Genomic DNA, 23,782 nt, shown 5'->3' with positions numbered 1-23,782 from the left:
GTCTTTACGCCTAAATGCAACGGATGTGAAACAATTTCCATGCCATGGACACGTCGGCGTGAGAGTTTTGCAGCAAATCTTGCCGCGGGTGCAAGGGATGCGCATGTGTGGTCAGGAGAACAGGAGGGCGAGCCGATGGCGCAACTGAAGAAAATTCTGCTGGTTGATGACGACGAGGACCTGCGAGAGGCCTTGAGCGAGCAACTGGTGATGACTGAAGACTTTGACGTGTTCGAAGCTGAGAATGGTCAAAGCGCTATGGAGCGCGCCAAGGAGGCTTTGTACGATCTGATCATTCTGGATGTCGGCCTGCCTGATACCGATGGCCGCGAATTGTGCCGCCTGATGCGGAAACAAGGGGTGAAGTCACCGATTCTGATGCTGACCGGCCACGACACAGATGCAGATACGATCCTGGGACTGGATGCGGGCGCAAACGACTATGTTTCCAAGCCCTTCAAGTTTCCTGTGCTGCTGGCCCGTATCCGGGCGCAACTGCGCCAGCACGAGCAGTCGGAAGATGCCGTCTTTGCGCTTGGGCCATATACATTCAAACCGTCGATGAAACTTCTGATCACCGAAGATGAGCGCAAGATACGGCTGACGGAGAAGGAAACCAATATTCTCAAGTTCCTGTACCGCTCCAGCGATGGTGTTGTGCCGCGTGATGTGCTGCTGCATGAGGTCTGGGGATACAACGCAGGTGTGACCACCCACACACTGGAAACCCACATCTACCGCCTGCGGCAGAAGATCGAACCCGATCCTTCGAATGCGCGCTTGCTGGTAACTGAGTCCGGGGGATACCGCCTGGTCGCCTGATACTGCTGGCGTTGAGCCAGATCAAAGAGCAGCCTGAGGGACATCTTTAGAATGGCCTTACACCCGCGCATATCCGGGTCATGATATGCACCTCCCTGTTGGACTTGGCCGGGCTTTGGGCCCGGCCTTTTTTGTTCCGGTATTTTGGCGGGTCGTGAAAACGTCTCTGGCACTTCCAGGCACGCACAGGCAGTATCGCCGCCAAACCCGCATGACATCACGAGGCGCGAAATGCCATTTACTCTTGCCACTTGGAACATCAACTCTGTCCGCCTGCGCGAGCCGATTGTGCAGAAGCTCTTGCAGGAGGAAGGGCCGGATGTGCTGTGTTTGCAGGAATGCAAGAGTCCCGTGGACAAAATCCCGTTGGAAGGCTTCGCGGCTCTGGGATACACGCACATGATTGCCCGCGGGCAAAAAGGTTACAACGGGGTCGCGATCCTGTCGCGCCTGCCAATTGAGGACATTGGCGACAAGGATTTTGCAGGCTTGGGCCATGCCCGGCATGTTGCGGGGCGGCTGGAAAACGGGGTTGTGATCCAAAACTTCTATGTGCCGGCGGGCGGCGATGTGCCGGACCGGGAGCAGAATGAGAAGTTCGGCCAGAAACTGGATTATCTGACAGGCATGCGCGACTGGTTTCACGCAGAGAAGCCGGAGAAGTCGATTCTGGTTGGCGATCTCAATATTGCCCCGCGCGAGGATGATGTCTGGGATCACAAGAAGCTGCTGAAAGTCGTCAGCCACACGCCGGTTGAAGTAGAGCATTTTGCCGATGTGATGGACGCCGGCGGGTGGCTGGACGTGACCCGCAACGACATCCCCGAAGGCCGCCTATACAGTTGGTGGAGCTACCGGGCCAAAGACTGGGATGCCGCCGATAAGGGGCGCCGTCTGGATCACGTATGGGCGACGCCGGATATCAGCCAAGCGGCGCATTCCAGCCGAATACTCCGCGATGCGCGCGGCTGGGAGAAGCCAAGCGATCATGCGCCGGTGTTCGCTACCTTCGATCTTTAAGGGACGGAGCTCTCCCGCCTGATCTCAAATATCCGTGGGATGTTTCTTTTCTGTTCGGCGTGCTACTGAGCTGCTGAGCAGAGGAGGTTCGCCGCGAGGTTATGGTGCAGCTAGGCTTGCAGCTGAGGCGGGAGAGTTTCTATTCAGAGCAGCCAGCGGGCATAGTCCGGATGTTTTTCCTGCATGTCCTGATAGAGCCAGACCATCCGGTCGACGAACCACAACTTGCCACCAATCATCAGGGTCAGCCCAGCCAAGGTGATGCCGGGGTTCAAAGTCCAAAGGCCAAAAACCCAGGGAAGCACACCGATGCCCGACACCCAGGCGAGGCCCATTGCCCACTTTACATGATGCTGTGGAACAGGAACCTGCACCCGGTTCAGAAACACCCGCTCGCCAAAGGTGCCGCGGGAGGCCCAGTTATCGGTGCCGGCAGGCCGCGAAAAAGCGCGCGGGTTCAACCAAGTCCACAACAGCACCAGCAGAACCGGCAGCAGGGCAACCCAACCCAGCCAGATCCGGGACCAGATGGCCAGGGTCATCAGTGGCAGCACCGACATGCGGCTGTAGACGCTCCACGGGTTTGCATGCCGTGCCCAGGCGGCGTCATCCATCCTCATCAGACGCTCTGATAAGGCAAACAGATCGAACCAGTGACGGGCCAATGGCCAACTCCTCTCTTGGTTTCTGGCGCACAGGATTCCATATAGGGGGCAAGTTCCTAGCGGAGAACAATCTGATGAGCGAAATTCTTGGTAGCACCGCACCGGCGGACGATTTGATCAAAGACGTGACCGAAGCCACCTTCATGCAGGATGTGGTGGAAGCATCCATGCAGGCGCCGGTGATTGTGGATTTCTGGGCGCCTTGGTGCGGCCCGTGCAAGACTCTGGGACCGATGCTGGAAACAGCTGTCACGAGAGCTAAGGGCGCGGCCACCATGGCCAAGATCAATGTGGATGAGAATCAGCGCCTGGCACAGGCTCTGGCACAGCAAGGCCTGCCGCTGCAGTCGATTCCGACGGTTGTGGCGTTTGTCCAGGGGCGACCTGTCGACATGTTCCAGGGTGCGCTGCCTGCATCCGAAATCGATGCCTTTGTGAAGAAGGTGATTGAGGCCGCAGGCGGCACTGCCGATGGCGGCCTCGGGGAGGCGCTGGAAGCGGCAGAGCAGATGCTGGCCGAAGGTGCTGTCGCAGATGCGGCCCAGACCTTCGCGGCGATCCTGGGCGAAGACGACAAGAATGCTGCCGCCTATGGCGGTTTGGCACGCGCCCATATCGCTTTGGGTGAACTGGATCAGGCCGAAGCGGTTCTGAACGGCGCGCCTGCGGAGATTTCCAATGCGGCTGAGATCGAGGCGGTTCACGCGCAAATCGCGCTAGCGCGGCAGGCGGAAAATGCCGGTCCGGTGGCTGAACTGCGTGCCGCGGTGGACGCCAGCCCGGAGGACCATCAGGCCCGGTTCGATCTGGCGCAGGCGCTGCATGCAGCAGGGGATGCAGAGGCGGCGGTTGCAGAGCTGCTGGAACTGTTCCGCCGTGACAGCGAGTGGAACGATGGTGCTGCCAAGACGCAGCTGTTCACAATCTTCGACGCACTGAAGCCGAATGACCCGGTGGTGCTGAACGGGCGCCGCAAACTGAGCTCAATGATATTTGCCTAAGACCGGGGCAGCACTACACTCTCTCCCATGATCCAGCCTGCCGATTTGCCGGACACGATCGCCGTGTTTCCCTTGCCCGGGGCGCTTCTGCTGCCCCGGTCGCGTTTGCCATTGCATATCTTCGAACCGAGATACCTGCAAATGCTTGAAGATACGTTGAAAACACGGCAAAGGCTGATTGGCATGGTTCAACCCTGTCCTCCCCCGCACGGTAACGGAGAAGAGCTTCACAGCATCGGCTGTGCCGGCCGGGTGACACAGTTCTCTGAAACAGAAGACGGACGGTACCTTGTCACGCTGTCGGGGGTTTCCCGGTTCAGGATTACCCGTGAGACAAACGGATTCACGCCTTACCGGCGCTGCGATGTAAGCTGGACGGGGTTCGACAGGGACCTGGGGCGCTGCGAGGCGGATGAAACCCTTGACCGCACTTCCTTCTTGGATCTTCTTGACCGTTTCTTTTCCGCCCGGAATCTGTCTACCGACTGGGAAGCGCTGAAGGATGCGGATGACGAATTGCTGATCAATTCTCTGGCGATGCTGCTCGAGTTCGATACCGAGGACAAACAGGCCTTGCTTGAGGCGCCATGCCTTGCCACAAGGCGGGAAACGCTTGTCACTTTGATCGAGTTTGCCCTGCGCGGCGGCTCTCAGGAGGAAACCCTGCAATGACCGAAACACAGGCGCCAGCCTTTGACCGGCGGATGCTGGAAGCACTGGTCTGTCCGCTGACCCAGACAGTGCTGGAATACGACGCCCAGGCGCAGGAGCTGGTTTCGCGCGCAGCCAGCCTGGCCTTCCCGATCCGCAACGGTATTCCGGTGATGCTGGTGGATGAGGCGCGCGAGCTGGATTGATCCGGCCGGCGGCACTAATTCCGCTTAAATCGCCTGCCCTTTCAGCAGCCGCGGTAAATCGCCGGTCAGGCCTGCCGCCTCGCGCACGAAACCGCGGCGCAGGCCGGGGACGGCCCCCGCAAGCCCCATGCCGATGTCCCGGCCCAGCCGAAGCAGCGGGTTGTCGTTGGAAAACAGCCGGTTGAAAACGTCAGTTGCGGCCGCAAGCGAGGCGGTGTCGAACCGGCGCCATTGCTGATAGCGCTCCATCACCAAGGAGGAGCCGATATCTTCGCCGCGCCGTGTCGCCTCGGTGATCACTTCTGCCAATGCGCCAACATCGCGCAGACCCGCGTTCAGGCCCTGACCGGCAATAGGATGCATGCCGTGCGCGGCATCGCCGATCAGCGCTAGGCGGTCGCCGATGAAACTGTTGGCGATGGTCAGGTTCAACGGGTAGGTGAAGCGTTTGCCCGCCAGGGAAATCTCCCCCAGGAAATCGCCGAACCGGGGCCGCAGCGCCTGGATATAATCCGCGTCATCCAGGGCGTGGATTGCCTTGGCGGTTTCGGTCCGCTCGCTCCACACAATTGATGACCGGTTGCCTGGCAGCGGCAGGATCGCCAATGGCCCGGGCGGCATGAAGAATTGATGGGCAATGCCATGGTGCGGCTTTTCGTGGTCGATAGCGCAGACCAGCGCGGTCTGGCCGTAATCCCAGCCCGTGCGCTTGATTCCCGCGCGCTGAGCGGTGCCGCTGCGGCGCCCGTCAGAGCCGACCAGGACCTGGCCGCGCAGTTCTCCGCCGTCATCCAGCGTGACTGTGACACCGGTTTGATCCGGCACCTGCGCGACCACGGTGCGTCCGGACGCCAGTGTAATCCCGGGCGCATCCTCCATCGCCTGCAGGAACGCGCGGCGCAGGAAGCGGTCCTCGACCATGTATCCCATCGGGCCTTCTTCCAGCTCCGCGTGGTCGAAGTGGATGAAGAACGGCGACGGCCCGTGGCCCGCATGGCCATCCGTCACTTTGATCTCCAGCATGGGTTGCGCGTTGTCGCCTACATGCTGCCAGACGCCGGTCTGCTGCAACAGCCGCTGCGAGGCCAGCGCCAGCGCATAGCCGCGGCCGTCAAATCCTTCATCGGCGAATTTGTCTGGGGTCAGCGAGTCGACAACAGTAACGCTGTGACCGGTCTGGGCCAAGGCCAGGGCCAGCGCCGGACCATTCAGCCCGCCGCCCACGATCAGGATATCGGACGCATTTTTCATGCCCCGCAATATGCGCCTGCTGGCAGGATTGTCCATGCCGGAAGCGTGGGATTGTACCTGCGTCCTGCTGCAGCTACCGTCACCGGCAACGGTTTGCGGGGAGAGGGTGCATGCATGACTGGCTGACAATGACGGCTGCCGATCTGGGGCGGGGGATTGAGGCAGGTGAAATCAGCCCAGTGGCGCTGACCCGCTGCTATCTGGATGCAATAGACGCCCATCCGCTGAATGACCGGATCTACACCCAAGTCACGCATGAACGTGCCCTAGCCGAGGCAGAGGCTGCTGAGGAACGCGCCGGTCTGGGTTTGCGCCGCTCGCTGCTGGACGGGGTGCCGATCAGCTGGAAGGACCTGTTCGACAGCGCAGGCACTGCAACCGAATCCGGTTCGGATCTGCTTAAGGGGCGAGTGCCGGATCAGGATGCGGCCGTGCTGTCCAATGCAACGCTCATGGGCACGGTCTGCCTCGGCAAAACCCACATGAGCGAGCTGGCGTTCTCCGGCCTTGGCTTTAACCCGGTCAAGGAAACACCGCCCTGCGTGAACGACCAGAAGGCCGCGCCCGGCGGGTCATCTTCCGGTGCGGCTGCCTCGGTGGCATATGGGCTTGCCGCGGGCGGCATTGGCTCTGATACGGGCGGTTCGGTGCGAATCCCCTCTGCCTGGAACGATCTTGTGGGGCTCAAGACAACTTCCGGCCGGATCACGCTGGAGGGTGTCGTGCCGCTGTGCCTGAAGTTTGACACCGTCGGCCCGCTGGCTCGGTCAGTCGAAGATGCCGGGCTGCTGCTGGGCGTGCTGGAAGGGACCGGGGGGCCTGACCTGCGCAACCCAGGCTCACTGAAAGGCCGACGGTTTGCTGATTTGCAGAACGTGGCGCAGGACGATCTCGATCCTAAAGTTGCCGCCGCCCACATCGAAGCTCTGGAAAGGCTGAAATGCGCGGGGGCAGAGATCGTGCCGCTTGAGGTGCCTGCGCTGGACGAGGCGATGGGCCTCAGCCCGATTCTCTACACCACTGAGGCCTATGGATTGTGGAAGGACGTGATCGAAGCGTCTCCGCAGCTGATGTTCCCGGAAATTCTGGAACGCTTTCGGTCCGGTGCGCAGTTCAGTGGTTCGGATTATGTCGCTGCCTGGGCCAAGCTGGAGCAGTGCCGCATGGCCTGGGATCAGGCGGTGGCCGGATATGAAGCGGTGCTCAGCCCTGTATCGCCGATCCTGCCGCCCAACCTGGACCGGCTGCAGAGCGACCACGACTATTACATCCAATCCAACCTGATGGCGCTGCGTAACACCCGGATCGGCAACCTGATGGGGCTGTGCGGCCTGTCGCTGCCCACCGGCACGTCCAGCTGCGGCCTGCAGGTGCTGGGGCAGCCGGACTGCGAGGAAGCCCTGCTGCGCACCGGTGCAGCGATCAAGGTTGCCTTGGCCTGAAAGCCACATTCGGCCCATCGGCCGCATCACCGGGTGGACGCGTCCGCCCGCCCCCTGTAACCTTAGGCGCAAACGGGGCGCCAATGATCCCGTGACCGAGGCATAAGATATGGATTTTCCTGAGCGGTTTTCGAACCTGCCAGCCTATGCGTTTCCGCGCCTGAGAGCGCTGTTGGACCACCACACCCCCGGCGGGGATGTGGTGCATATGACCATTGGCGAGCCGAAACATGCCTTTCCGGCATGGGTTACGGATGTCATTGCAAAAAATGCCGCCGGATTTAACCAGTACCCCAACAATGACGGCACGCCGGAGCTGCGCGGTGCGATTTCGGACTGGATCCACCGCCGCTATGGTGTGATCAAGGACCCCGAGACTCAAGTAATGGCGCTGAACGGCACCCGCGAGGGGCTCTACAATGCCGCCATGGCGCTGTGCCCGGAGCAGAGGAACGGGCAAAAGCCAGTGGTGCTGATCCCGAACCCCTTCTATCAGGTCTATATGGTGGCGACGATTTCTGTCGGGGCAGAGCCTGTGTTTGTCCCGGCAACAGCAGCGACCGGCCATCTGCCGGACTATGAAGACCTGCCGGAGGATGTTCTGAACCGCACGGCGGTCGCCTACATCTGTTCGCCCGCCAACCCGCAGGGCGCCGTGGCCTCGCGCGCCTATTGGACCCGGCTGATCCAGCTGGCCGAGAAATACGACTTCCGCATCTTCGCGGATGAATGCTACTCCGAGATCTATCGCGATGACCCACCCGTGGGTGCGCTGACCGTTGCGCGGGAACTGGGCGCCGATCCCGAACGTGTGGTGCTGTTCAACTCGCTTTCGAAACGTTCGAATCTGCCGGGTCTGCGATCGGGGCTGATTGCCGGCGGGCCGGAAACCATCAAGCGGGTTAAACAGTTGCGTGCCTATTCCGGTGCGCCGTTGCCGGGTCCCTTGCAGGCCGCCGCCGCCCGGGTTTGGGCGGATGAGGCCCATGTGGCAGAGAACCGCGTGCTTTATCAGGAGAAGTACAAGATTGCCGATGAGGTCTTTGACGGCCTCAACGGCTACATGGCGCCCGAGGCGGGCTTCTTCCTGTGGCTTCCGGTGGAAGACGGCGAGCAGGCTGCGCTGAAGCTGTGGAAGGAAACCGGGGTGCGGGTGCTGCCCGGCGCCTATCTGGCGCAGGGCGCGACCGGCCAGAACCCGGGCGAAACTTACATCCGGGTGGCGCTGGTCGCCCCCGCCGAAGACACCCGCAAAGCGCTTAGGACGTTGCGCGGCTGTCTTTACTGAATTCTGCTGAGCGGCCCTCGGCTGGGGGCCGCTCAGCCAAAACTAAGAACGGACAGGCCTTTGACCCATCGGTGAACAGCGGGGCAGGGGCGAATGAAACGGAACTGAGGTAGGCATGGCATTTCAAACCCGCAGCCGCGATCCGCTGCTCGACAGCAATATGCAGGCGGCCATTGAAAAGCGCGGCAAGGAACTGATCGGGATTGCCCTGATCCTGGCGGGGTTGATGGTTGCGGCCATGCTCGGCTCTTACACGCCCGAAGACCCGAATTGGACGGTGTCCACCGACGCTCCGGTACAGAACTGGCTGGGCCGCCCGGGCGCATCTGTCTCCTTTATCCTGATCACCCTGTTCGGCAAGGCCAGCTGGGCAATGCCGCTGTTTCTGTCGGCCTGGGGCTTGCGGTTTGTTCTGCACCGGGGTGAGGACCGGGTGATCTGGCCTCTGCTGTTGTCAGTGCCGTGGCTGCTGGTGGTGGCCCTGCACATGGAAACTCTGAACGCCAGCACCAGTTGGCAGCAGAACTATGATTTTGGCCTTGGCGGCATGGTTGGCTACACATTCCTAGGCGCGTTGCTGGCCCTGCTGCCGGTCGGCCTGCACTTTATGGTTAAGATCATGTCGCTGCTGAGTGCTGCAGGTATGCTGGCACTTGGCTGCGTGGTGCTGGGATTCACCTGGCCTGAGGTGAAAAAGGGCCTGCACAAAGTGATGATCGGTCTGATTCTTGGGTACGGTGCTGTCGCGGCCCTGCTTGGCCGCGGTGCCTCCAGCGGGCTGCAGGCCGCAATGACCTACCGCAAGGAACGGGCCGAACGTATTCATGACGACGGAGCGGAGGCCTACGCAGGCGCCGGCGACGATCCCGAGATGTTCGAGGACTATGCAGAAGATACCTATGCGGCTGACAGCCTTGAGGAGGAGCCCGAGGCGCCCTCCAAGGGTGGGCTGTTGTCGCGTGTTCCGGGGCTGATCCGCCGGGCTGCTCCTGTTTCGCCGGCACCTGAAGAAGCTTACGCGGCCGATCTGCAATATTCCGGTGAAGAGGAGTATGACGATGGGGCTGATGGCGAAGACCGGATCTCCAGGAAAATTGCCAACGCGGTAAGGATTCGCCGTGCGGCTGATACCCCGCCGGAATTGGATCCAAACCTGCCGCTGACAAAGGGCCGCGGACAACGGCCGGCACCTCTGATTTTCAATCCCGCAGCCGCACAGGGGGGACTTCCTGCAGAGCCGCCTCTGACCGCAGCACAAATGGCTGCGCCGCCAATGACTGAAGAGCCGCCGCTGTCTTGGCAGGCGGCAGAAGAAGAAGTTTATGTACCGCAGGCGCCTGAAACTACCGAACAGCAGGAAGATGCCAGCGGCGGCTTTAACAGCGTGCCTGGGATGCTGACTCCGGACCATGTGCCGGCGGAGACCCTTCCTGAAGCAACGGCTCCGCTCCAGGACACGCTCCCAAAGCCAAAAGCACCGGGGCCGATGCTGACCGTTGATCTGCCGGTTGCTGAACCGCGTAAGGCGGTGGTTGAGAAACCGGCACGCAAGCCGGTTCAACCCTCAGCGCGCGCCAAGGCAGAAGCCCAGCCCAACCTTGCGTTTGACGACAGCAGCAGTGATTTCGAACTGCCGCCGCTGAACCTGCTGACCAACCCGGTCAGCATCGAACGCCATCATCTGAGCGATGAAGCGCTGGAAGAAAATGCCCGGATGCTGGAAACAGTGCTGGATGACTATGGTGTGAAGGGCGAAATCGTCTCAGTTCGTCCCGGCCCTGTTGTCACCATGTACGAGCTTGAGCCCGCGCCGGGTCTCAAAGCCTCTCGAGTGATCGGACTTGCAGATGACATCGCGCGGTCCATGTCTGCGCTGTCGGCGCGGGTTTCGACTGTGCCTGGCCGCACCGTGATCGGCATCGAACTGCCGAACGAGAAGCGCGAGAAGGTGGTTCTGCGCGAAATCCTGTCTTCCCGTGACTTCGGGGATGGCAACCACGCGCTGCCGTTGGCACTGGGCAAGGACATCGGCGGCGACGCCATGGTCGCGAACCTCGCCAAGATGCCTCACCTGCTGATCGCGGGCACCACCGGCTCCGGTAAGTCGGTGGCGATCAACACCATGATCCTGTCGCTGCTTTACAAGCTGACACCCGATGAATGCCGCCTGATCATGATCGACCCCAAGATGCTGGAACTTTCCGTCTATGATGGTATCCCGCATCTGCTTTCGCCCGTTGTAACCGACCCGAAGAAGGCGGTTGTTGCCCTCAAGTGGGTGGTCGGCGAGATGGAGGACCGCTACCGCAAAATGTCCAAGATGGGCGTGCGCAACATTGCAGGCTACAACGGCCGCGTGAAGGACGCTTTGTCCAAGGGTGAGATGTTCTCGCGGACGGTACAGACCGGGTTTGACGATGACACCGGCGAACCAGTGTTTGAGACCGAAGAGTTTGAACCCAAGGCGCTGCCTTACATCGTGGTGATCGTCGACGAGATGGCCGACCTGATGATGGTCGCGGGCAAGGAGATCGAGGCCTGCATCCAGCGTTTGGCGCAGATGGCGCGAGCCTCGGGCATTCACCTGATCATGGCAACCCAGCGCCCCTCGGTCGATGTGATTACCGGCACGATTAAGGCCAACTTCCCGACCCGGATTTCCTTCCAGGTGACCTCCAAGGTCGACAGCCGCACCATCCTGGGCGAGATGGGCGCTGAGCAGCTCCTGGGCATGGGCGATATGCTTTATATGGCGGGCGGCGCCAAGATCACCCGCTGCCACGGTCCGTTCTGCTCAGATGAAGAGGTCGAGGAGGTGGTAAACCACCTGAAGCAATTCGGTCCGCCGGATTATGTAGGCAGTGTGCTGGATGGTCCGGATGAGGACAAGGCTGACAATATCGACGCGGTGCTGGGGCTGAACACCGGCGGCAATACCGACACCGAGGACGCACTCTATGACACGGCTGTTGCGATCGTAGTCAAGGATCGCAAATGCTCCACCTCCTACATCCAGCGCAAGCTGGCGATCGGCTACAACAAGGCAGCGCGCCTGGTGGAACAGATGGAGGATGAGGGTGTCGTTTCTGCCGCCAACCATGTAGGTAAGCGGGAAATTCTGGTTCCTGAACAGTAAGCTGACAAATTTCTGCCGATGCCGGTGCTGTGAAGGCGCCGGCATCTTCACTTCTGCAGCAGCGAGCATATGTTGACCCCATGAAAAGGATTGCACTTGCGCTTGCGCTGACCCTCATTGCCCCGGCCTCCTGGGCGGCGGAGAAACTGAGCCTCAACGAGATTTCCCGTTACCTGAACGGAATTTCCACGGCATCGTCACCCTTCACCCAAATCAATGACGATGGAAGCCTGTCTACAGGCAAGCTGTATATGCACCGGCCCGGGCGAATGCGGTTTGAATATGACGGCAAAGGTGGCGGCACCGTTGTGGCCGGCGGCGGCGCTGTGGTGATCCACGATCCGAAATCAAATCAGCCCCCTGAAACTTATCCGCTGAAGAGGACACCGCTGTCGATCATTTTGAACCGCAGAGTGGATCTGGGCCGAGCCAACATGGTGGTTGGGCACAGCTTTGATGGCACTTCAACGATTGTTCGGGCGCAGGACCCGGAAAACCCGGACTATGGCAGCATCGAAATGATGTTCACAGGCAGTCCGGTGGAACTGCGCAAGTGGGTTATCCACGACGGCGCCGGAGGTCAGACGACCGTTATCCTGGGGGCGATGGAAACCGGCGTTAAGCTGTCCTCAAGCCTTTTCGTGACCACCGGCCGCTCTCGCTGAGCCAGGACTGCCCGCCAAGAGAAGCCCGCTGCGCTGGCTCTGTTGCAGCGGCACGCGCCTAACTGTGTTCCCGCTGCTCCAACGGCGAAATGAACACGGAAACGCAGCGCGCATTGCGCGCTGCTTGTTCCAATGGTTGAGAGTTGGCCAAAGGAAGCTTTTTAAGCGGCCGTGAGAGCCTGCGTTCTGTGTTTCAACGGAACTTGCGGCAGGTGGCCAGTTGCGCCTGGTATGTCTGGGCCCGCGTTTCGACCTGACCGGCAACGCGCATGAGCCAGGCCTTGGAGCGGTAACTGCCGCGGGCATAGCCGCTGTGGCCTTCGTGGTAGGCCAGGTACTGGTTCCGCGCATCATAAAGAGGGATGCCGTTCTTCTCGAGGCTCTTGCGCATGTACCAGCCCATGAAGTCCGTGGCGTCACCAATCCGGTCGCGTTTTGCACGCCGCCGCCCGGTGTCGCTACGGTAATCGTCCCAGGTCCCGTCCAGGGCTTGGCTGTAGCCATACGCGCTGGATTGACGCCCGACCGGGATCACCCCCAGCAAGTACTGATGCGGTGTCCTGGCATCGCCGCGGAACCGGCTTTCATGATAGATGGTTGCCATTTGCACATGCACAGGAACACCCCAACGGCGCTGGGTTGCCCGGAAGGCTTTCAAGTATTCAGGGCGCTGCTGGATGATGCTGCATGCATTATCCAAATTGCGCGGCGGCGCTTTGTGCCCGCCTCCGCAAGACGCAACCGCCATGAGGAGAACGAGGGCGCTGATGAGTCTGCTCATTGCCTCTGCCCATTTTTTGTTTTGGGTTTGTTTTGCGGCAAGTTTAGCGGATTGTCGTAGGCGAGGAAATCACATTTCCGGAAACGACAGCCGCGGCAGTTGCGGGAAAACCTCGTACCGAAACGTACCTCTCCCGCAAATTCACTTGCTCCATTCGAAGGGGGGCGGGCGCTTGCCGTCACTCTTTCCCAAGCAGGCAAGAAGCGGAACCTGAAAATGGAGTGTCTTTGCCACTGTCAAAGCGGCCTCCACAGTCTGTTTCCCTGAAAATTAGTCTCAAGAGTTGGACTTTTCCCCGGCTCACGCGCTATTTAGATAGAACGGGGGCTATAAGACCATGATGAGAACACGCGCAAAATACAATCTTGGGCAGGTCGTCCGTCACCGGAAGCATCCCTTCCGCGGTGTCGTATTTGATGTTGATCCAGAGTTCTCGAATACCGAAGAGTGGTATGAAGCGATCCCGGAGGACAGCCGGCCGATCAAGGAGCAGCCGTTTTATCATCTTCTGGCCGAGAACGACCAAAGCTACTACGTCGCTTACGTTTCCGAACAAAACCTCGTTGCGGATTACTCCGGCGAGCCTGTTGGTCATCCTGACGTGCCTGAAATGTTTGGCAATTTTGACGGCGGTGCCTATTCTCTGCACTATCAGCTGAACTGAAATCTGTATCTGGCTCTTGAGGAACGAACTTCAGGCTTCAGTAGCCCAAAGCACAGCCGTCCTTGCGCGGGTCGCTGCCGCCTTCCAGCACGCCAGAGTCATTGATACGGATCGCCTGCGCACCGCCCAGCGGAGTGTCCGGAGTTTCAACTTGGTGCCCCAATTCGCACAACTGCTGACAGACTGCAGCAGAATAGCCGCGCTCAACCTTCAAAACACCGCCATCGGCAAAGCATCGCGGGGCATCGATTGCGGATTGCAGGTCCATATCGAAATCCAAAAGGTTTGATACCAGCCTTGCGTGGCCAGTCGGCTGGTATCCGCCGCCCATCACGCCGAAGGGCATGATCACATCTTCCCCCTGCTTCAGCATTGCTGGAATGATCGTGTGCATCGGCCGTTTACCGGGACCAAGCTCGTTCGGATGACCTTCCTCAAGCGTAAAGCCTGCGCCGCGGTTCTGCAGCAAAATGCCATACTTCTCCGAGGCGATACCAGAGCCGAAACCATGGAAAATCGAATAAATCAGCGACACGGCCATCCGGTCTTTGTCTACCACGGTAATATATACGGTGTCCTTGTGCACGGCTTCGGTCAGCGGAGCAGCGGCAGGGATCGCACGCTTTGGGTCAATCAGAGCCGCAAGCCGCGCTGCGGTTTCAGGCGAAAGCATGTGGCCGAGCCGTGAGGTGTGGTCTGGGTCTGCCAGGAACCGGTTGCGCGCGTCATAGGCCAGTTTGGCCGCCTCCGCTTCGAGATGCGCGCGCTCCGCCCCGAAAGGATCCAAGCTGCCAAGATCAAAGTGTTTGAGGATATTCAGGAGAAGGATCGCCGTCGCACCTTGCCCGTTGGGCGGGTGTTCGGCCAGACAGCTATTCTTGTAGTAGCCTTCAACCGGACACGTGGCAAAGCTGTCTGCTGCTTCAAAGTCCTGCATAGTGTGTGTGCCGCCGTAAGCTGACAATGCAGCAATCATGTCCTCCGCCACTTCCCCCGAATAAAATGCATCGCGCCCGTGCTTCGCGACTCGTCGTAGCACTTCGGCTTGACCTGGCGCGCGGAACACCTCTCCGGATCTCAGGGCACGGCTGTCAGTCAGGTAATGCATGCGTGCCGCGCCCTGCAGGGTATCAGCACTGTTTTTCCAGTCAAAAGCGGTGCGTGGCGCAACTGGAACGCCGAGTTCGGCGTAGTGGATGGCGGGCTGCAGCAGGGTGTCCAGCCCTAACTGTCCTTCAGTTTCTGCAAGCCGGCAAAAAGCATCCATGGCGCCTGGAATGGTCACTGCGTCCGCGCTGGTCAACGGCACCGCCGTCAGGCCCCTTGCTCGCAGGTCTGCAGCACAAGCACCTTGAGGTGCATGTCCTGAGCCGTTCAACGCCCGGATGCCATGCCCGGGCCTTGAATACAGTACAAAGCAGTCTCCGCCGATACCGGTCATTTGCGGCTCGCAGATGCCGAGCAGTACAGCTCCGGCCAAAGCCGCGTCCATGGCATTGCCTCCGCGCTGAAGAATGTCCAGAGCCGCGCGGGCCGCCAGCGGATGCGAGGTGGCGCACATCCCGGAAGTTGCAAAAACAGCCGAACGGCCGGGTAAATGGAAGTCTCGCATGGCTCTCTTTCCGCTTTGACACGACAAGCCTAGGGATGAGCGGCCTGAAGGCAAATCAAATTGCCGCTGCTCGGAGCAGACGGAGCGTCACATCAGTGGAAGAGAATTATAGGCTGTTGAGAGATGTCCCCGGTGCCGTGCTCTGGTGGGGGCAAGAACACACGGCACCAGGGGAAGCTCTTTTCAGCTACAGGTAAGGATTCGCATATCTATTGGGCCGGGGTTGGCCGGCAATGCGGCGCGATTGTGGCAAAGCGTTAAAGTTGCGCTTACTCAGGCGCGAGTTTCGCTGGATATGTCTCAGGGTTCAGCCGAAGGATTGGTGACTTGGATCTCAAAACAGAGTGACAGGCTGTTGCTGCCTTCGGAACGCTCATATTGAACTTGGCTCGCGAGTTCCCTGATCAAGAACCAGCCAAATCCGCCTTCCGGTAAATTCTTGGCAGGAACATTGACATCGGCAGGTTTCCCTTCAGGCAACTGGCCGCCTGGATAGGGGGCACCAGCGTCCTGAATGCTGACCCACAGGCGTTCTGGAGAAAGTTCTGCCTTGATTCGGACGTCCCCGGGGTCATTCTCTGCATAAGCATGCTCGACCACGTTGTTGACAGCTTCAGTCAGCGCAATTTGCACCTCGTCCGCCCGGGCCGCTGGAATTCCCAGGGTCCGCAACCGGTCCACAACGGATGAGACGCCAGAGCGGGCATCCAGATTAGTGGCCGTGAACGAGCAGGCAAAGGTTTTTACCATCAATTTCTCGCTTTGCGCCGCCAGCGCAGTCGTCTTCAAGGGTTCGCGCTGGCCGGGGCGGTTGCTTCACTCAGCGAACTGTAGAGATCAAAGATCGTGTCCATGCGGGTCAGCCTGAAAACCTTTTCAACCATTGGGGTCAGGCCGGCCAGATCAAGCCTGCGGCTGCCGCCCAGTTGTTTCATGGCCGCGACGATCGCTCCCAGTCCGCTGGAATCAATAAACTGCACCTCGGACAGGTCCAGAATGACGCGCTCCGGTCCGGCTTCGGTTTCCGTGCGCATGTCTTCCTTGAACTGGATAGCCATGGCGGCATCAATGCGCTCGGCATTGACTTTGACGATCTGTGCACCGTCCGTCATGGTGGTCGTCAGGCTCATTTTGATCCCCCGGGATGTAACGTCATTAGGCAGCACTCTAGACCGCAAAGCTTACTTTTCTGTAGGTATAATTTCGACGATTGGAGGAAAATTGCATGAAAGATGTTGTTATCGCCGGAGCGGCCCGGACGCCCATGGGCGGGTTCCAGGGCATGTACGACGGGGTGACGGCTGCAGAACTGGGTGGTGCGGCGATCCGGGCGGCCTTGGAAGGCGCTGGATCTGCCACCGTGGATGAGGTGCTCATGGGCTGTGTGCTGCCTGCAGGCCAGGGGCAGGCGCCTGCGCGACAGGCCGGTTTTGCAGCTGGGCTTGGCGAAGATGTGCCGGCCACGACCCTCAACAAGATGTGCGGCTCCGGCATGAAGGCCGCGATGATCGCCTTTGATCAGATCGCGCTGGGCCACGCGGATACGATGATTGCCGGCGGTATGGAGAGCATGACAAACGCCCCCTACATCTTGCCGAAAATGCGCGGCGGAGCCCGTATCGGCCATGGCCAGGTTATCGACCATATGTTCTTGGATGGTTTGGAAGACGCCTATGACAAGGGCCGCCTGATGGGCACCTTTGCTGAAGATTGTGCAGAAAAGTACCAGTTCACCCGAGAGGCCCAGGATGAATACGCCCTTAAATCCTTGTCCAACGCGCTGGAGGCACAGGAAAGCGGTGCTTTTGACGGTGAAATCGCATCTGTGACTGTGAAAACCCGTAAGGGCGAAGTTGTCACGATTGCTGATGAGCAGCCGAAATCGGCACGCCCGGAAAAAATCCCGACACTGAAGCCTGCGTTTCGCAAGGACGGCACTGTAACCGCGGCCAACGCCTCTTCGATCTCGGATGGCGCAGCGGCTCTGGTTCTTGCCTCGTCCGATGCGGCAGAAGCACAGGGCCTGAAGGTCCGCGCCCGCATTCTGGGTCATGCCAGCCATGCGCAGGCACCGGGCTGGTTCACCACCGCTCCGGTTCCGGCCGCCCAGAAACTGCTCAAGAACATCGGCTGGAAGGTCGAGGAAGTCGACCTTTGGGAGGTGAATGAGGCCTTTGCCGTCGTGCCGATGGCATTCATGCACGAAATGGGCCTGCCCCGCGATAAGGTGAACGTGAACGGCGGCGCCTGTGCGCTGGGCCATCCGATCGGCGCCTCCGGCGCGCGAATCATGGTCACCTTGCTGAACGCTCTTGAAAAGCGGGGCCTTAAGCGCGGCGTCGCAGCCATTTGCATCGGTGGCGGTGAAGGCACTGCAATCGCAATCGAGCGGGTGTGATCCCTTTCATCCGGCCCGAAATATCCTCGGGGTGAATTGACCGTCAGGTCTAGAGGGGGCACACAGCCCCCTCCGCTGCGTTTCAGGAGAGCTGCCCATGCGGGCCGATTACACAATACTAGCCAAGACCATCGCCTCGCTGACTGAAGGTGAGACGGATGAAGTGGCGCTTATGGCCACCGTCGCTTGCGAGGTGCATCACGCTGACGATCGGTTTGACTGGACCGGATTTTACCGGGCCGTGGCGCCGGAGCTGCTGAAAATCGGCCCCTATCAGGGCGGCCACGGCTGCCTGCAGATCCCGTTCTCCCGGGGTGTTTGCGGTGCCGCCGCGCGCACCGGCAAGGTGCAGCTGGTGCCGGATGTCGATGCCTTCCCCGGCCATATCGCCTGTGCCTCCTCCACCCGGTCAGAACTGGTGCTGCCGGTCTGGAATTCTGCAGGGGAACTGATCGGGGTTTTTGACATCGACAGCGACCAGCCGGAGGCCTTCGTGCAGGAGGATGCAGATCAAATGACTGCAATTCTGCGGCAGGTGTTCAGCCGTATCTGATTCGCCTGTGCAAAGGGCTTTGCGGCCTCTGCCACAGAGTTTTTTGTTCCGAAAGTAGCTGCCCGGCGCCTGAAGGCGCTGGGTTTTTTCATGCAGCCTACCCGTTTCGTGAAAAAAGCCTTGGAAATTTCATGAACCCGATGCATCGTGAAAAAGGAGATGAATTTTTCACGAGCTGAGGAGAGAACCGGTGAACGACCAGATAGTGGCAGCAGCAACACTCGGGGCCGACATCCGGGCCCTGCGGAAGGCGCGCGGGCTGACGCTGTCGGATATCGCCGCGATACTGAACCGCTCCGTCGGCTGGCTGAGCCAGGTTGAGCGGGACATGTCCGAACCTTCAATCTCTGACTTGCGCCAGATTGCCCAAGCGCTGGGCGTGCCGATGTCGATGCTGTTTGCTCATGCAGGAGCCCCGGCAGAGGAACATGGCTATGTTGTGCGGGCCGGATCCCGCCGCCCGATGGGCTCTGGCGAGGAAGGGCTGATCGAAGAACTGCTGTCGCCGGACCTGACCGATGACTTCGAAATGGTGCACTCTACTTTCCAGCCGCGCTCAAAGATGCAAACGCCAGCCAACCGGCCTACACAGGAGGTCGGCTATATGATTTCAGGCAAGTTGGACCTGATGATCGGGGGGCGCAGCTTCACTGTCGGCCCCGGCGACAGCTTCCGGATCAAGCATGAGCCTTATCAATGGTCTAACCCTTACGACGCACCTGCGGTGGCGGTCTGGGTGATCGCGCCGCCGGTCTACTAGGAGAAAGATGATGATCAAGGGATCCTGCCTCTGCGGCGACATTCGTTTTGAAACTTCGGCCCAGCCGAAAGGCGCCTCAATGTGCCATTGCAGCCAGTGCCGCAAACAATCCGGCGGTATCTGGGCCTCTGCCCAAGTGTGTGATGAAGACCTCACGATTATCGGACCGGTGAGCTGGTTTGAGGCAACACCGCAAGCCAAGCGCGGCAGCTGCCAGCGCTGCGGCTCCTTCCTGTTCTGGAAAGGAACGGCGGAAGACACCACCAGTTTCGCTTTGGGCGCTGTCGACGGGAACACCGGTCTCAGCGTCGAAAAGCACATCTTTACCGCCTCCAAGGGCGACTACTACCGGATTGCGGACGGCGTGCCGCAAGAAGACTGAGACTAGGGAGCGAACATGTCTGATTTTCCAACCAAGGCCCGAGTGGTCATCATCGGCGGCGGCGTCATTGGCTGCTCGTCGCTTTTTCATCTGGCGAAGAAAGGCTGGACCGATTGTGTGCTGCTGGAAAAGAACGAACTGACCGCCGGCTCGACCTGGCACGCGGCCGGCAACGTCCCGACCTTCTCGACCTCCTGGTCGATCATGAACATGCAGCGCTATTCGACCGAGCTCTATTCCCGCCTTGGGGAGGAGGTCGACTATCCGATGAACTACCACCAGACCGGTTCGATCCGTCTGGCGCACACCAAGGAGCGGATGCAGGAGTTCGAGCGCGCCTGCTCCATGGGTCGTTATCAGGGCATCGGGATGGAAATCTGGACCCCGGAGCAGGCCAAGGAGAACTATCCGTTCCTGGAGACCCACGATCTGGAAGGGGTGCTGTGGGATCCGTCGGATGGCGACATTGACCCGGCGCAGGTCACGCAGGCGCTGGCCAAAGGCGCCCGCGATATGGGCGCGAGGATCATTCGCTTCTGCCCGGCCACTGGCGTGACCCAGAAGGAAGACAAATCCTGGATCGTGCACACCGGCAAAGGCGATATTGAATGCGATTATGTCGTGAACGCCGCCGGCTATTATGCCCAGCGTGTGGGTGAGTGGTTCAAGGAGTACGGCGGCCGTACTGTGCCGATGATGGTGATGAGCCACCAGTATCTGCTGACTGAGCAGATCCCGGAAATCGAAGCCCACACCAAGGATACCGGCAAGAAACTTCCGCTGATCCGCGACGTGGATGTCTCCTATTATCTGCGCCAGGAGAAGAATGGCTACAACCTTGGGCCGTACGAGCCGAATTGCAAAGGCCACTGGATGACCGAGGACGACCAGATGCCGGACGATTTCTCGTTCCAGCTGTGGTCGGACGATCTGGACCGGATCGAGGACATCGTGACCGACGCGATGGAGCGGGTGCCGCTGATGGCCTCCTCCGGCGTGTCCAGCGTGATCAATGGCCCGATCCCCTACGCCCCCGACGGTCTGCCGCTGATCGGCCCGATGCCGGGTGTCGAAAACGCGTTCGAGGCCTGTGTCTTTACCTTCGGCATTGCCCAAGGCGGCGGCGCCGGTAAGGTGCTGGCGGAATGGATCGTAGACGGTCAGACCGAGTGGGACATGTGGTCAGTCGATCCGCGCCGCTACACCGACTACACCGACCAGGATTATTGCGACAAGAAAGGCATGGAAGTCTACGGCAACGAATACGCCATGCACTTCCCGCACCACGAATGGCCTGCTGCGCGCGACAAGAAAGTCAGCCAGGTGCACGCTAGGATCAAAGAACTGGGCGGCGTGATGGGCGCCTACAACGGCTGGGAGCGTGCCAACTGGTTCGCGCAATCGGGTGACGACATCTCCGAGGAAGCCACCCATACTTGGGGCCGCTCCGGCCCGTGGCAGCAGCGCATCAAAGAAGAATGCGAAGCGGTCCGCGATGGTGTTGGCGTTTTGGACCTGCCGGGCTTCTCCCGCTTCAACCTGAGCGGCGAAGGCGCTGCAGAATTCCTGCGCGGCCTGGTGACCGGCGGCCTGCCGAAAGTGGGACGGATGAACTTGGTCTACTTCTCAGACGACCGCGGCCGCATCCTGACCGAGATGTCCTGTGTTCGTCACGGCGAAGATCACTTCACCATGATCACCGCAGGTTCGGCACAGTGGCACGACTTCGAGATCCTGAAGAAGGCCTTGCCCGATGGCCTGACGCTGACCGACCACACCACCGAATTCGCGACCATGATTGTTACCGGCCCGAAGTCGCGTGAACTGTTCGCAGGTATCTCCGACGCCGACCTGTCGCTCGGCTGGCTGACCCATCAGGAAGCCACCGTTGCAGGCAAGCCTGCTTTCCTGGCGCGGGTGTCCTATGCAGGCGAACTGGGCTGGGAGGTGCACTGCGCCAATGAGCATCAGCCGGCAATCTATGATGCCCTGCTGGCAGGCGGGGCCAAGCCGTTCGGCATGTATGCGCTGAACTCCCTGCGGATCGAGAAGGGTTACCGCACCTGGAAGGGTGACCTCAGCACCGACTACTCGTTGCTTGAGGGCGGGCTGGAGCGGTTCGTCAAACTGGACAAGCCGCAGGACTTCCCGGGCAAGGCTGCGATCCAGAATGAAAAGCAGCAGGGCGCGAAGAAGTCCTTTGTGACCCTTATCGTCGAGGCTGGCGACGCAGACGCGCCTTACATGTCCTGCATCTGGAAGGATGGCGAGATCGTGGGCGAGACCACTTCGGGCGACTGGGGTTACCGTGTGAACGCCTCCATCGCGCTGGGCATGGTGCGCAGCGATATGGCGGTGCCTGGCACCGAGCTGGAGGTCGAGATCTACGGCGAGAAGTGCCGTGCGGTGGTTCAGAAGGACGAACCATTGTGGGATCCGGCCAACGAGCGCTTGCGCGCCTGATGTACTATGGTCGGCCCGTTACGCTTAACTCAGGAGGCTTCAGAGATGGCCCAGATGATGAAAGGCGTCTATTTGACCCGGCATGGCGGGCCGGATGCGCTCGAATGGCGTGAAGATATTCCTGTTCCGGTCCCAGGGCCGGGGCAGGTGCTGGTCAAGGTTCTGGCAGCCGGCGTCAACAACACCGACATCAACACCCGGATCGGCTGGTATTCGTCAGACGTGACGGGGGCCACGGATGCTGTCGTCGATGACGCAGAGATCGAGGCCGGCGGTTGGGGCGGCGCCCTGAGTTTTCCCCGGATACAGGGCGGCGACTTGTGCGGCGTGGTGGTTCAGACCGGCCCCGGTGCCGAGGCCATCCGCTTGGGGCAGCGGGTCACCAGCCAGATCAATATCCCTCGGCCGCAGCCGGACAATCCCGTGGCATTTGTTGCCCTCGGATCAGAGCTTGATGGCGCTTTCGCGCAATACTGTCTGCTGGACGCAACAGAGCTGTTTGATGTCAGCGCCTCTCCCCTGGCCGATACCGAGATTGCGGCGATGCCCTGTGCCTATGGAACCGCCTGGAATCTGCTGCACCGCGCCGGTGTTTCTGATGGCCAGCAGGTGCTGGTGACCGGCGCTTCCGGCGGGGTCGGGCTGGCTGCGGTGCAGCTGGCAGCCCACCTTGGTGCAGATGTCACCGGCCAAACATCACCCGCAAAAGCGGAAGCCGTCATTGCGATGGGGGCGGGCAGCATCATTGGCCGTGATGATACCCCTGAAGCGGTCTACTATGACGCTGTCATCGATGTGGTCGGCGGCCCGGCCTGGCCCGCGCTGATACAGGCGCTTCGGCCTGGCGGGCACTACGCGGTCTCCGGCGCCATTGCTGGCCCGATCGTCACAGCGGACCTGCGCGAGATTTACCTGCGCGACATCACAATCCACGGCTGCACCTTCTCCCCCCGCGCGGTCTTTGCCGAACTGGTGGAGCTGATCAATTCTGGTGCAATTCGCCCGCTGGTCTCAGCAACTTATCCGCTGCAGGACATCGCCAGGGCGCAGGCGGATTTCATGAGCAAGGCATTTCCGGGAAAACTGGTTTTGATTCCGCCGCAGGAGGCCCCATGACAGATATCATCCTACTTGATGGCTCGATCGGGCAGGAGGTTGTCAAACGGTCCGGTGACCGCGCGACGCCGCTGTGGTCAACCTCCGTGATGATCGAAAGTCCGGATGTTGTTGGCGGCATTCACGCCGACTATTTTGCCGCGGGCGCCACAATCGCCACGATGAACACCTATGCGGTTCTGCGCGACCGCCTGGTCCGCGCAGGTATCGAGCGGCATTTCGAGGAACTTTTGGCGAAGGCTGCCTCCCAGGCAACTGCCGCGCGCGACGCATACGGTTCTGGACGCGTTGCCGCTTCTCTTGGCCCGCTGATTGCCTCCTACCGGCCTGACATCTGTCCGCCGCATGAGCAGGCCGCACCTGTCTACGCAGAGCTTGTTCAGCTGCTGGAGCCGCAGGCGGATCTGTTCCTGATCGAAACCGTCTCCTCGGTTGAGCAGGCCAGGGGCGCCTTGCTCGGATGCGCCGGCACGGCCAAACCGGTGTGGCTGGCGGCCTCGGTTTCCGATGAGGACGGAACGCTGCTGCGCTCCGGCGAGCCGCTGGCAGACCTCGCGCCGGTGGTCGGGGAATTCCAGCCGGAGGCGGTTCTTCTCAACTGTTCGCGCCCCGAGGTTGTCGGCGCAGGCCTGGAAATCGTGAAGGGCTTCGGCAAGCCCTTCGGCGCCTATGCCAACGGCTTCACCCGGATATCCGAAGGCTTCCTGCAGGATGCCCCAACCGTGGACGCGCTGGAGCAGCGCCAGGATCTGGGGCCCGGGGCCTACGCGGAATTTGCCATGGGCTGGGTTTCCCAAGGCGCCACCATCGTCGGCGGCTGCTGCGAAGTCGGCCCGGACCATATTGCCGAACTGGCCCGCTGCTTGCGCGCGGCCGGGCATCGGATCGTCTGACCAGGGGAGGGGA

The 23,782-nt window shown here is 60.5% G+C and carries 23 protein-coding genes; 17 read left to right on the top strand and 6 right to left on the bottom strand.

What is annotated here, in order from left to right; all coding sequences use genetic code 11:
* The first annotated feature begins 135 nt into the window (after positions 1-135).
* Entirely contained in the window at positions 136-822 is a 687-nt protein-coding gene (locus N6L27_RS14000) for a response regulator transcription factor (protein WP_039184779.1), read from the top strand.
* Positions 823-1,053: 231 nt separating this feature from the next.
* On the top strand, positions 1,054-1,842 hold the full coding sequence (locus tag N6L27_RS13995) for an exodeoxyribonuclease III (protein WP_271907915.1): 789 nt from the start codon (positions 1,054-1,056) through the stop codon (positions 1,840-1,842).
* A gap of 143 nt (positions 1,843-1,985) precedes the next feature.
* On the opposite strand, the gene N6L27_RS13990 is transcribed toward N6L27_RS13995, so the two are convergent.
* Positions 1,986-2,462 carry a DUF6653 family protein gene (locus tag N6L27_RS13990; protein ID WP_271907913.1) on the bottom strand — a complete coding sequence of 159 codons (477 nt, stop codon included), beginning with the start codon at positions 2,460-2,462 and terminating at the stop codon, positions 1,986-1,988.
* Positions 2,463-2,581: 119 nt separating this feature from the next.
* Between N6L27_RS13990 and N6L27_RS13985 the strand changes: the two genes are divergently transcribed.
* From N6L27_RS13985 to N6L27_RS13975, 3 genes are read left to right on the top strand one after another with little or no spacing between them, the layout of a single operon-like run.
* A complete protein-coding gene (locus tag N6L27_RS13985; protein WP_271907911.1) occupies positions 2,582-3,508 on the top strand; it encodes a tetratricopeptide repeat protein in 927 nt (308 codons plus the stop codon).
* 27 nt (positions 3,509-3,535) lie between these two features.
* Entirely contained in the window at positions 3,536-4,180 is a 645-nt protein-coding gene (locus N6L27_RS13980; RefSeq protein ID WP_271907909.1) for an LON peptidase substrate-binding domain-containing protein, read from the top strand.
* Positions 4,177-4,365, top strand: a complete 189-nt coding sequence (locus N6L27_RS13975; RefSeq protein ID WP_271907908.1) for a Trm112 family protein — start codon at positions 4,177-4,179, stop codon at positions 4,363-4,365. The genes N6L27_RS13980 and N6L27_RS13975 overlap by 4 nt, the downstream gene beginning before the upstream one ends.
* Positions 4,366-4,389: 24 nt before the next feature.
* Here the strand turns inward: N6L27_RS13975 and N6L27_RS13970 are convergent, their stop codons facing one another.
* Positions 4,390-5,616 carry an FAD-dependent monooxygenase gene (locus tag N6L27_RS13970; RefSeq protein WP_271907907.1) on the bottom strand — a complete coding sequence of 409 codons (1,227 nt, stop codon included), beginning with the start codon at positions 5,614-5,616 and terminating at the stop codon, positions 4,390-4,392.
* A 110-nt stretch (positions 5,617-5,726) separates the two neighbouring features.
* Here N6L27_RS13970 and N6L27_RS13965 point away from each other — a divergent pair, with 110 nt between their 5' ends.
* From N6L27_RS13965 to N6L27_RS13950, 4 genes are all read left to right on the top strand, one after another.
* A complete protein-coding gene (locus N6L27_RS13965; protein WP_271907905.1) occupies positions 5,727-7,058 on the top strand; it encodes an amidase in 1,332 nt (443 codons plus the stop codon).
* A gap of 109 nt (positions 7,059-7,167) precedes the next feature.
* Positions 7,168-8,346, top strand: a complete 1,179-nt coding sequence (locus tag N6L27_RS13960) for an aminotransferase class I/II-fold pyridoxal phosphate-dependent enzyme (RefSeq protein WP_271907903.1) — start codon at positions 7,168-7,170, stop codon at positions 8,344-8,346.
* A gap of 115 nt (positions 8,347-8,461) precedes the next feature.
* Positions 8,462-11,482, top strand: a complete 3,021-nt coding sequence (locus N6L27_RS13955) for a DNA translocase FtsK (protein ID WP_271907902.1) — start codon at positions 8,462-8,464, stop codon at positions 11,480-11,482.
* Positions 11,483-11,562: 80 nt separating this feature from the next.
* The gene (locus tag N6L27_RS13950) at positions 11,563-12,147 is read left to right on the top strand and encodes a LolA family protein (protein WP_271907901.1); all 585 of its coding nucleotides are present in this window, start codon (positions 11,563-11,565) and stop codon (positions 12,145-12,147) included.
* A 193-nt stretch (positions 12,148-12,340) separates the two neighbouring features.
* Here N6L27_RS13950 and N6L27_RS13945 read toward each other — a convergent pair whose 3' ends face one another.
* Entirely contained in the window at positions 12,341-12,928 is a 588-nt protein-coding gene (locus N6L27_RS13945; protein WP_271907899.1) for a transglycosylase SLT domain-containing protein, read from the bottom strand.
* Between the two features lie 337 nt (positions 12,929-13,265).
* On the opposite strand from N6L27_RS13945, the gene hspQ reads away from it, so the two are divergent.
* On the top strand, positions 13,266-13,592 hold the full coding sequence (gene hspQ / locus N6L27_RS13940) for a heat shock protein HspQ (RefSeq protein ID WP_271907898.1): 327 nt from the start codon (positions 13,266-13,268) through the stop codon (positions 13,590-13,592).
* 37 nt (positions 13,593-13,629) lie between these two features.
* Here hspQ and N6L27_RS13935 read toward each other — a convergent pair whose 3' ends face one another.
* From N6L27_RS13935 to N6L27_RS13925, 3 genes are all read right to left on the bottom strand, one after another.
* On the bottom strand, positions 13,630-15,204 hold the full coding sequence (locus N6L27_RS13935; RefSeq protein ID WP_271908143.1) for a gamma-glutamyltransferase family protein: 1,575 nt from the start codon (positions 15,202-15,204) through the stop codon (positions 13,630-13,632).
* A 300-nt stretch (positions 15,205-15,504) separates the two neighbouring features.
* The gene (locus N6L27_RS13930) at positions 15,505-15,954 is read right to left on the bottom strand and encodes an ATP-binding protein (RefSeq protein ID WP_271908142.1); all 450 of its coding nucleotides are present in this window, start codon (positions 15,952-15,954) and stop codon (positions 15,505-15,507) included.
* 35 nt (positions 15,955-15,989) lie between these two features.
* Positions 15,990-16,334, bottom strand: a complete 345-nt coding sequence (locus N6L27_RS13925) for an STAS domain-containing protein (RefSeq protein WP_271907897.1) — start codon at positions 16,332-16,334, stop codon at positions 15,990-15,992.
* 95 nt (positions 16,335-16,429) lie between these two features.
* On the opposite strand from N6L27_RS13925, the gene N6L27_RS13920 reads away from it, so the two are divergent.
* The 7 genes from N6L27_RS13920 to N6L27_RS13890 all read left to right on the top strand — a co-directional run bounded on the left by N6L27_RS13920 (position 16,430) and on the right by N6L27_RS13890 (position 23,769).
* Entirely contained in the window at positions 16,430-17,602 is a 1,173-nt protein-coding gene (locus N6L27_RS13920) for an acetyl-CoA C-acyltransferase (RefSeq protein WP_271907895.1), read from the top strand.
* Between the two features lie 97 nt (positions 17,603-17,699).
* Positions 17,700-18,155: a GAF domain-containing protein gene (locus N6L27_RS13915; protein WP_271907893.1), complete on the top strand. Its 456-nt coding sequence runs from the start codon at positions 17,700-17,702 to the stop codon at positions 18,153-18,155.
* A 190-nt stretch (positions 18,156-18,345) separates the two neighbouring features.
* Entirely contained in the window at positions 18,346-18,915 is a 570-nt protein-coding gene (locus N6L27_RS13910) for a helix-turn-helix domain-containing protein (protein ID WP_271907891.1), read from the top strand.
* 10 nt (positions 18,916-18,925) lie between these two features.
* Positions 18,926-19,297 (top strand): GFA family protein, encoded by a 372-nt coding sequence (locus N6L27_RS13905; RefSeq protein WP_271907889.1) that lies wholly within the window; start codon positions 18,926-18,928, stop codon positions 19,295-19,297.
* A gap of 15 nt (positions 19,298-19,312) precedes the next feature.
* Positions 19,313-21,760: a GcvT family protein gene (locus N6L27_RS13900; RefSeq protein WP_271907888.1), complete on the top strand. Its 2,448-nt coding sequence runs from the start codon at positions 19,313-19,315 to the stop codon at positions 21,758-21,760.
* Positions 21,761-21,805: 45 nt separating this feature from the next.
* On the top strand, positions 21,806-22,876 hold the full coding sequence (locus N6L27_RS13895; RefSeq protein ID WP_271907886.1) for an alcohol dehydrogenase family protein: 1,071 nt from the start codon (positions 21,806-21,808) through the stop codon (positions 22,874-22,876).
* Positions 22,873-23,769: a homocysteine S-methyltransferase family protein gene (locus tag N6L27_RS13890; RefSeq protein ID WP_271907885.1), complete on the top strand. Its 897-nt coding sequence runs from the start codon at positions 22,873-22,875 to the stop codon at positions 23,767-23,769. Before N6L27_RS13895 ends, N6L27_RS13890 begins: the two co-directional genes overlap by 4 nt.
* Positions 23,770-23,782: the final 13 nt, after the last annotated feature.

Source organism: Leisingera sp. SS27, from assembly GCF_028368855.1.
Taxonomy (GTDB): Bacteria; Pseudomonadota; Alphaproteobacteria; order Rhodobacterales; family Rhodobacteraceae; genus Leisingera.
Note: the sequence above shows the minus strand (reverse complement) of the source record. Positions and strands in the feature narration are given on the sequence as shown.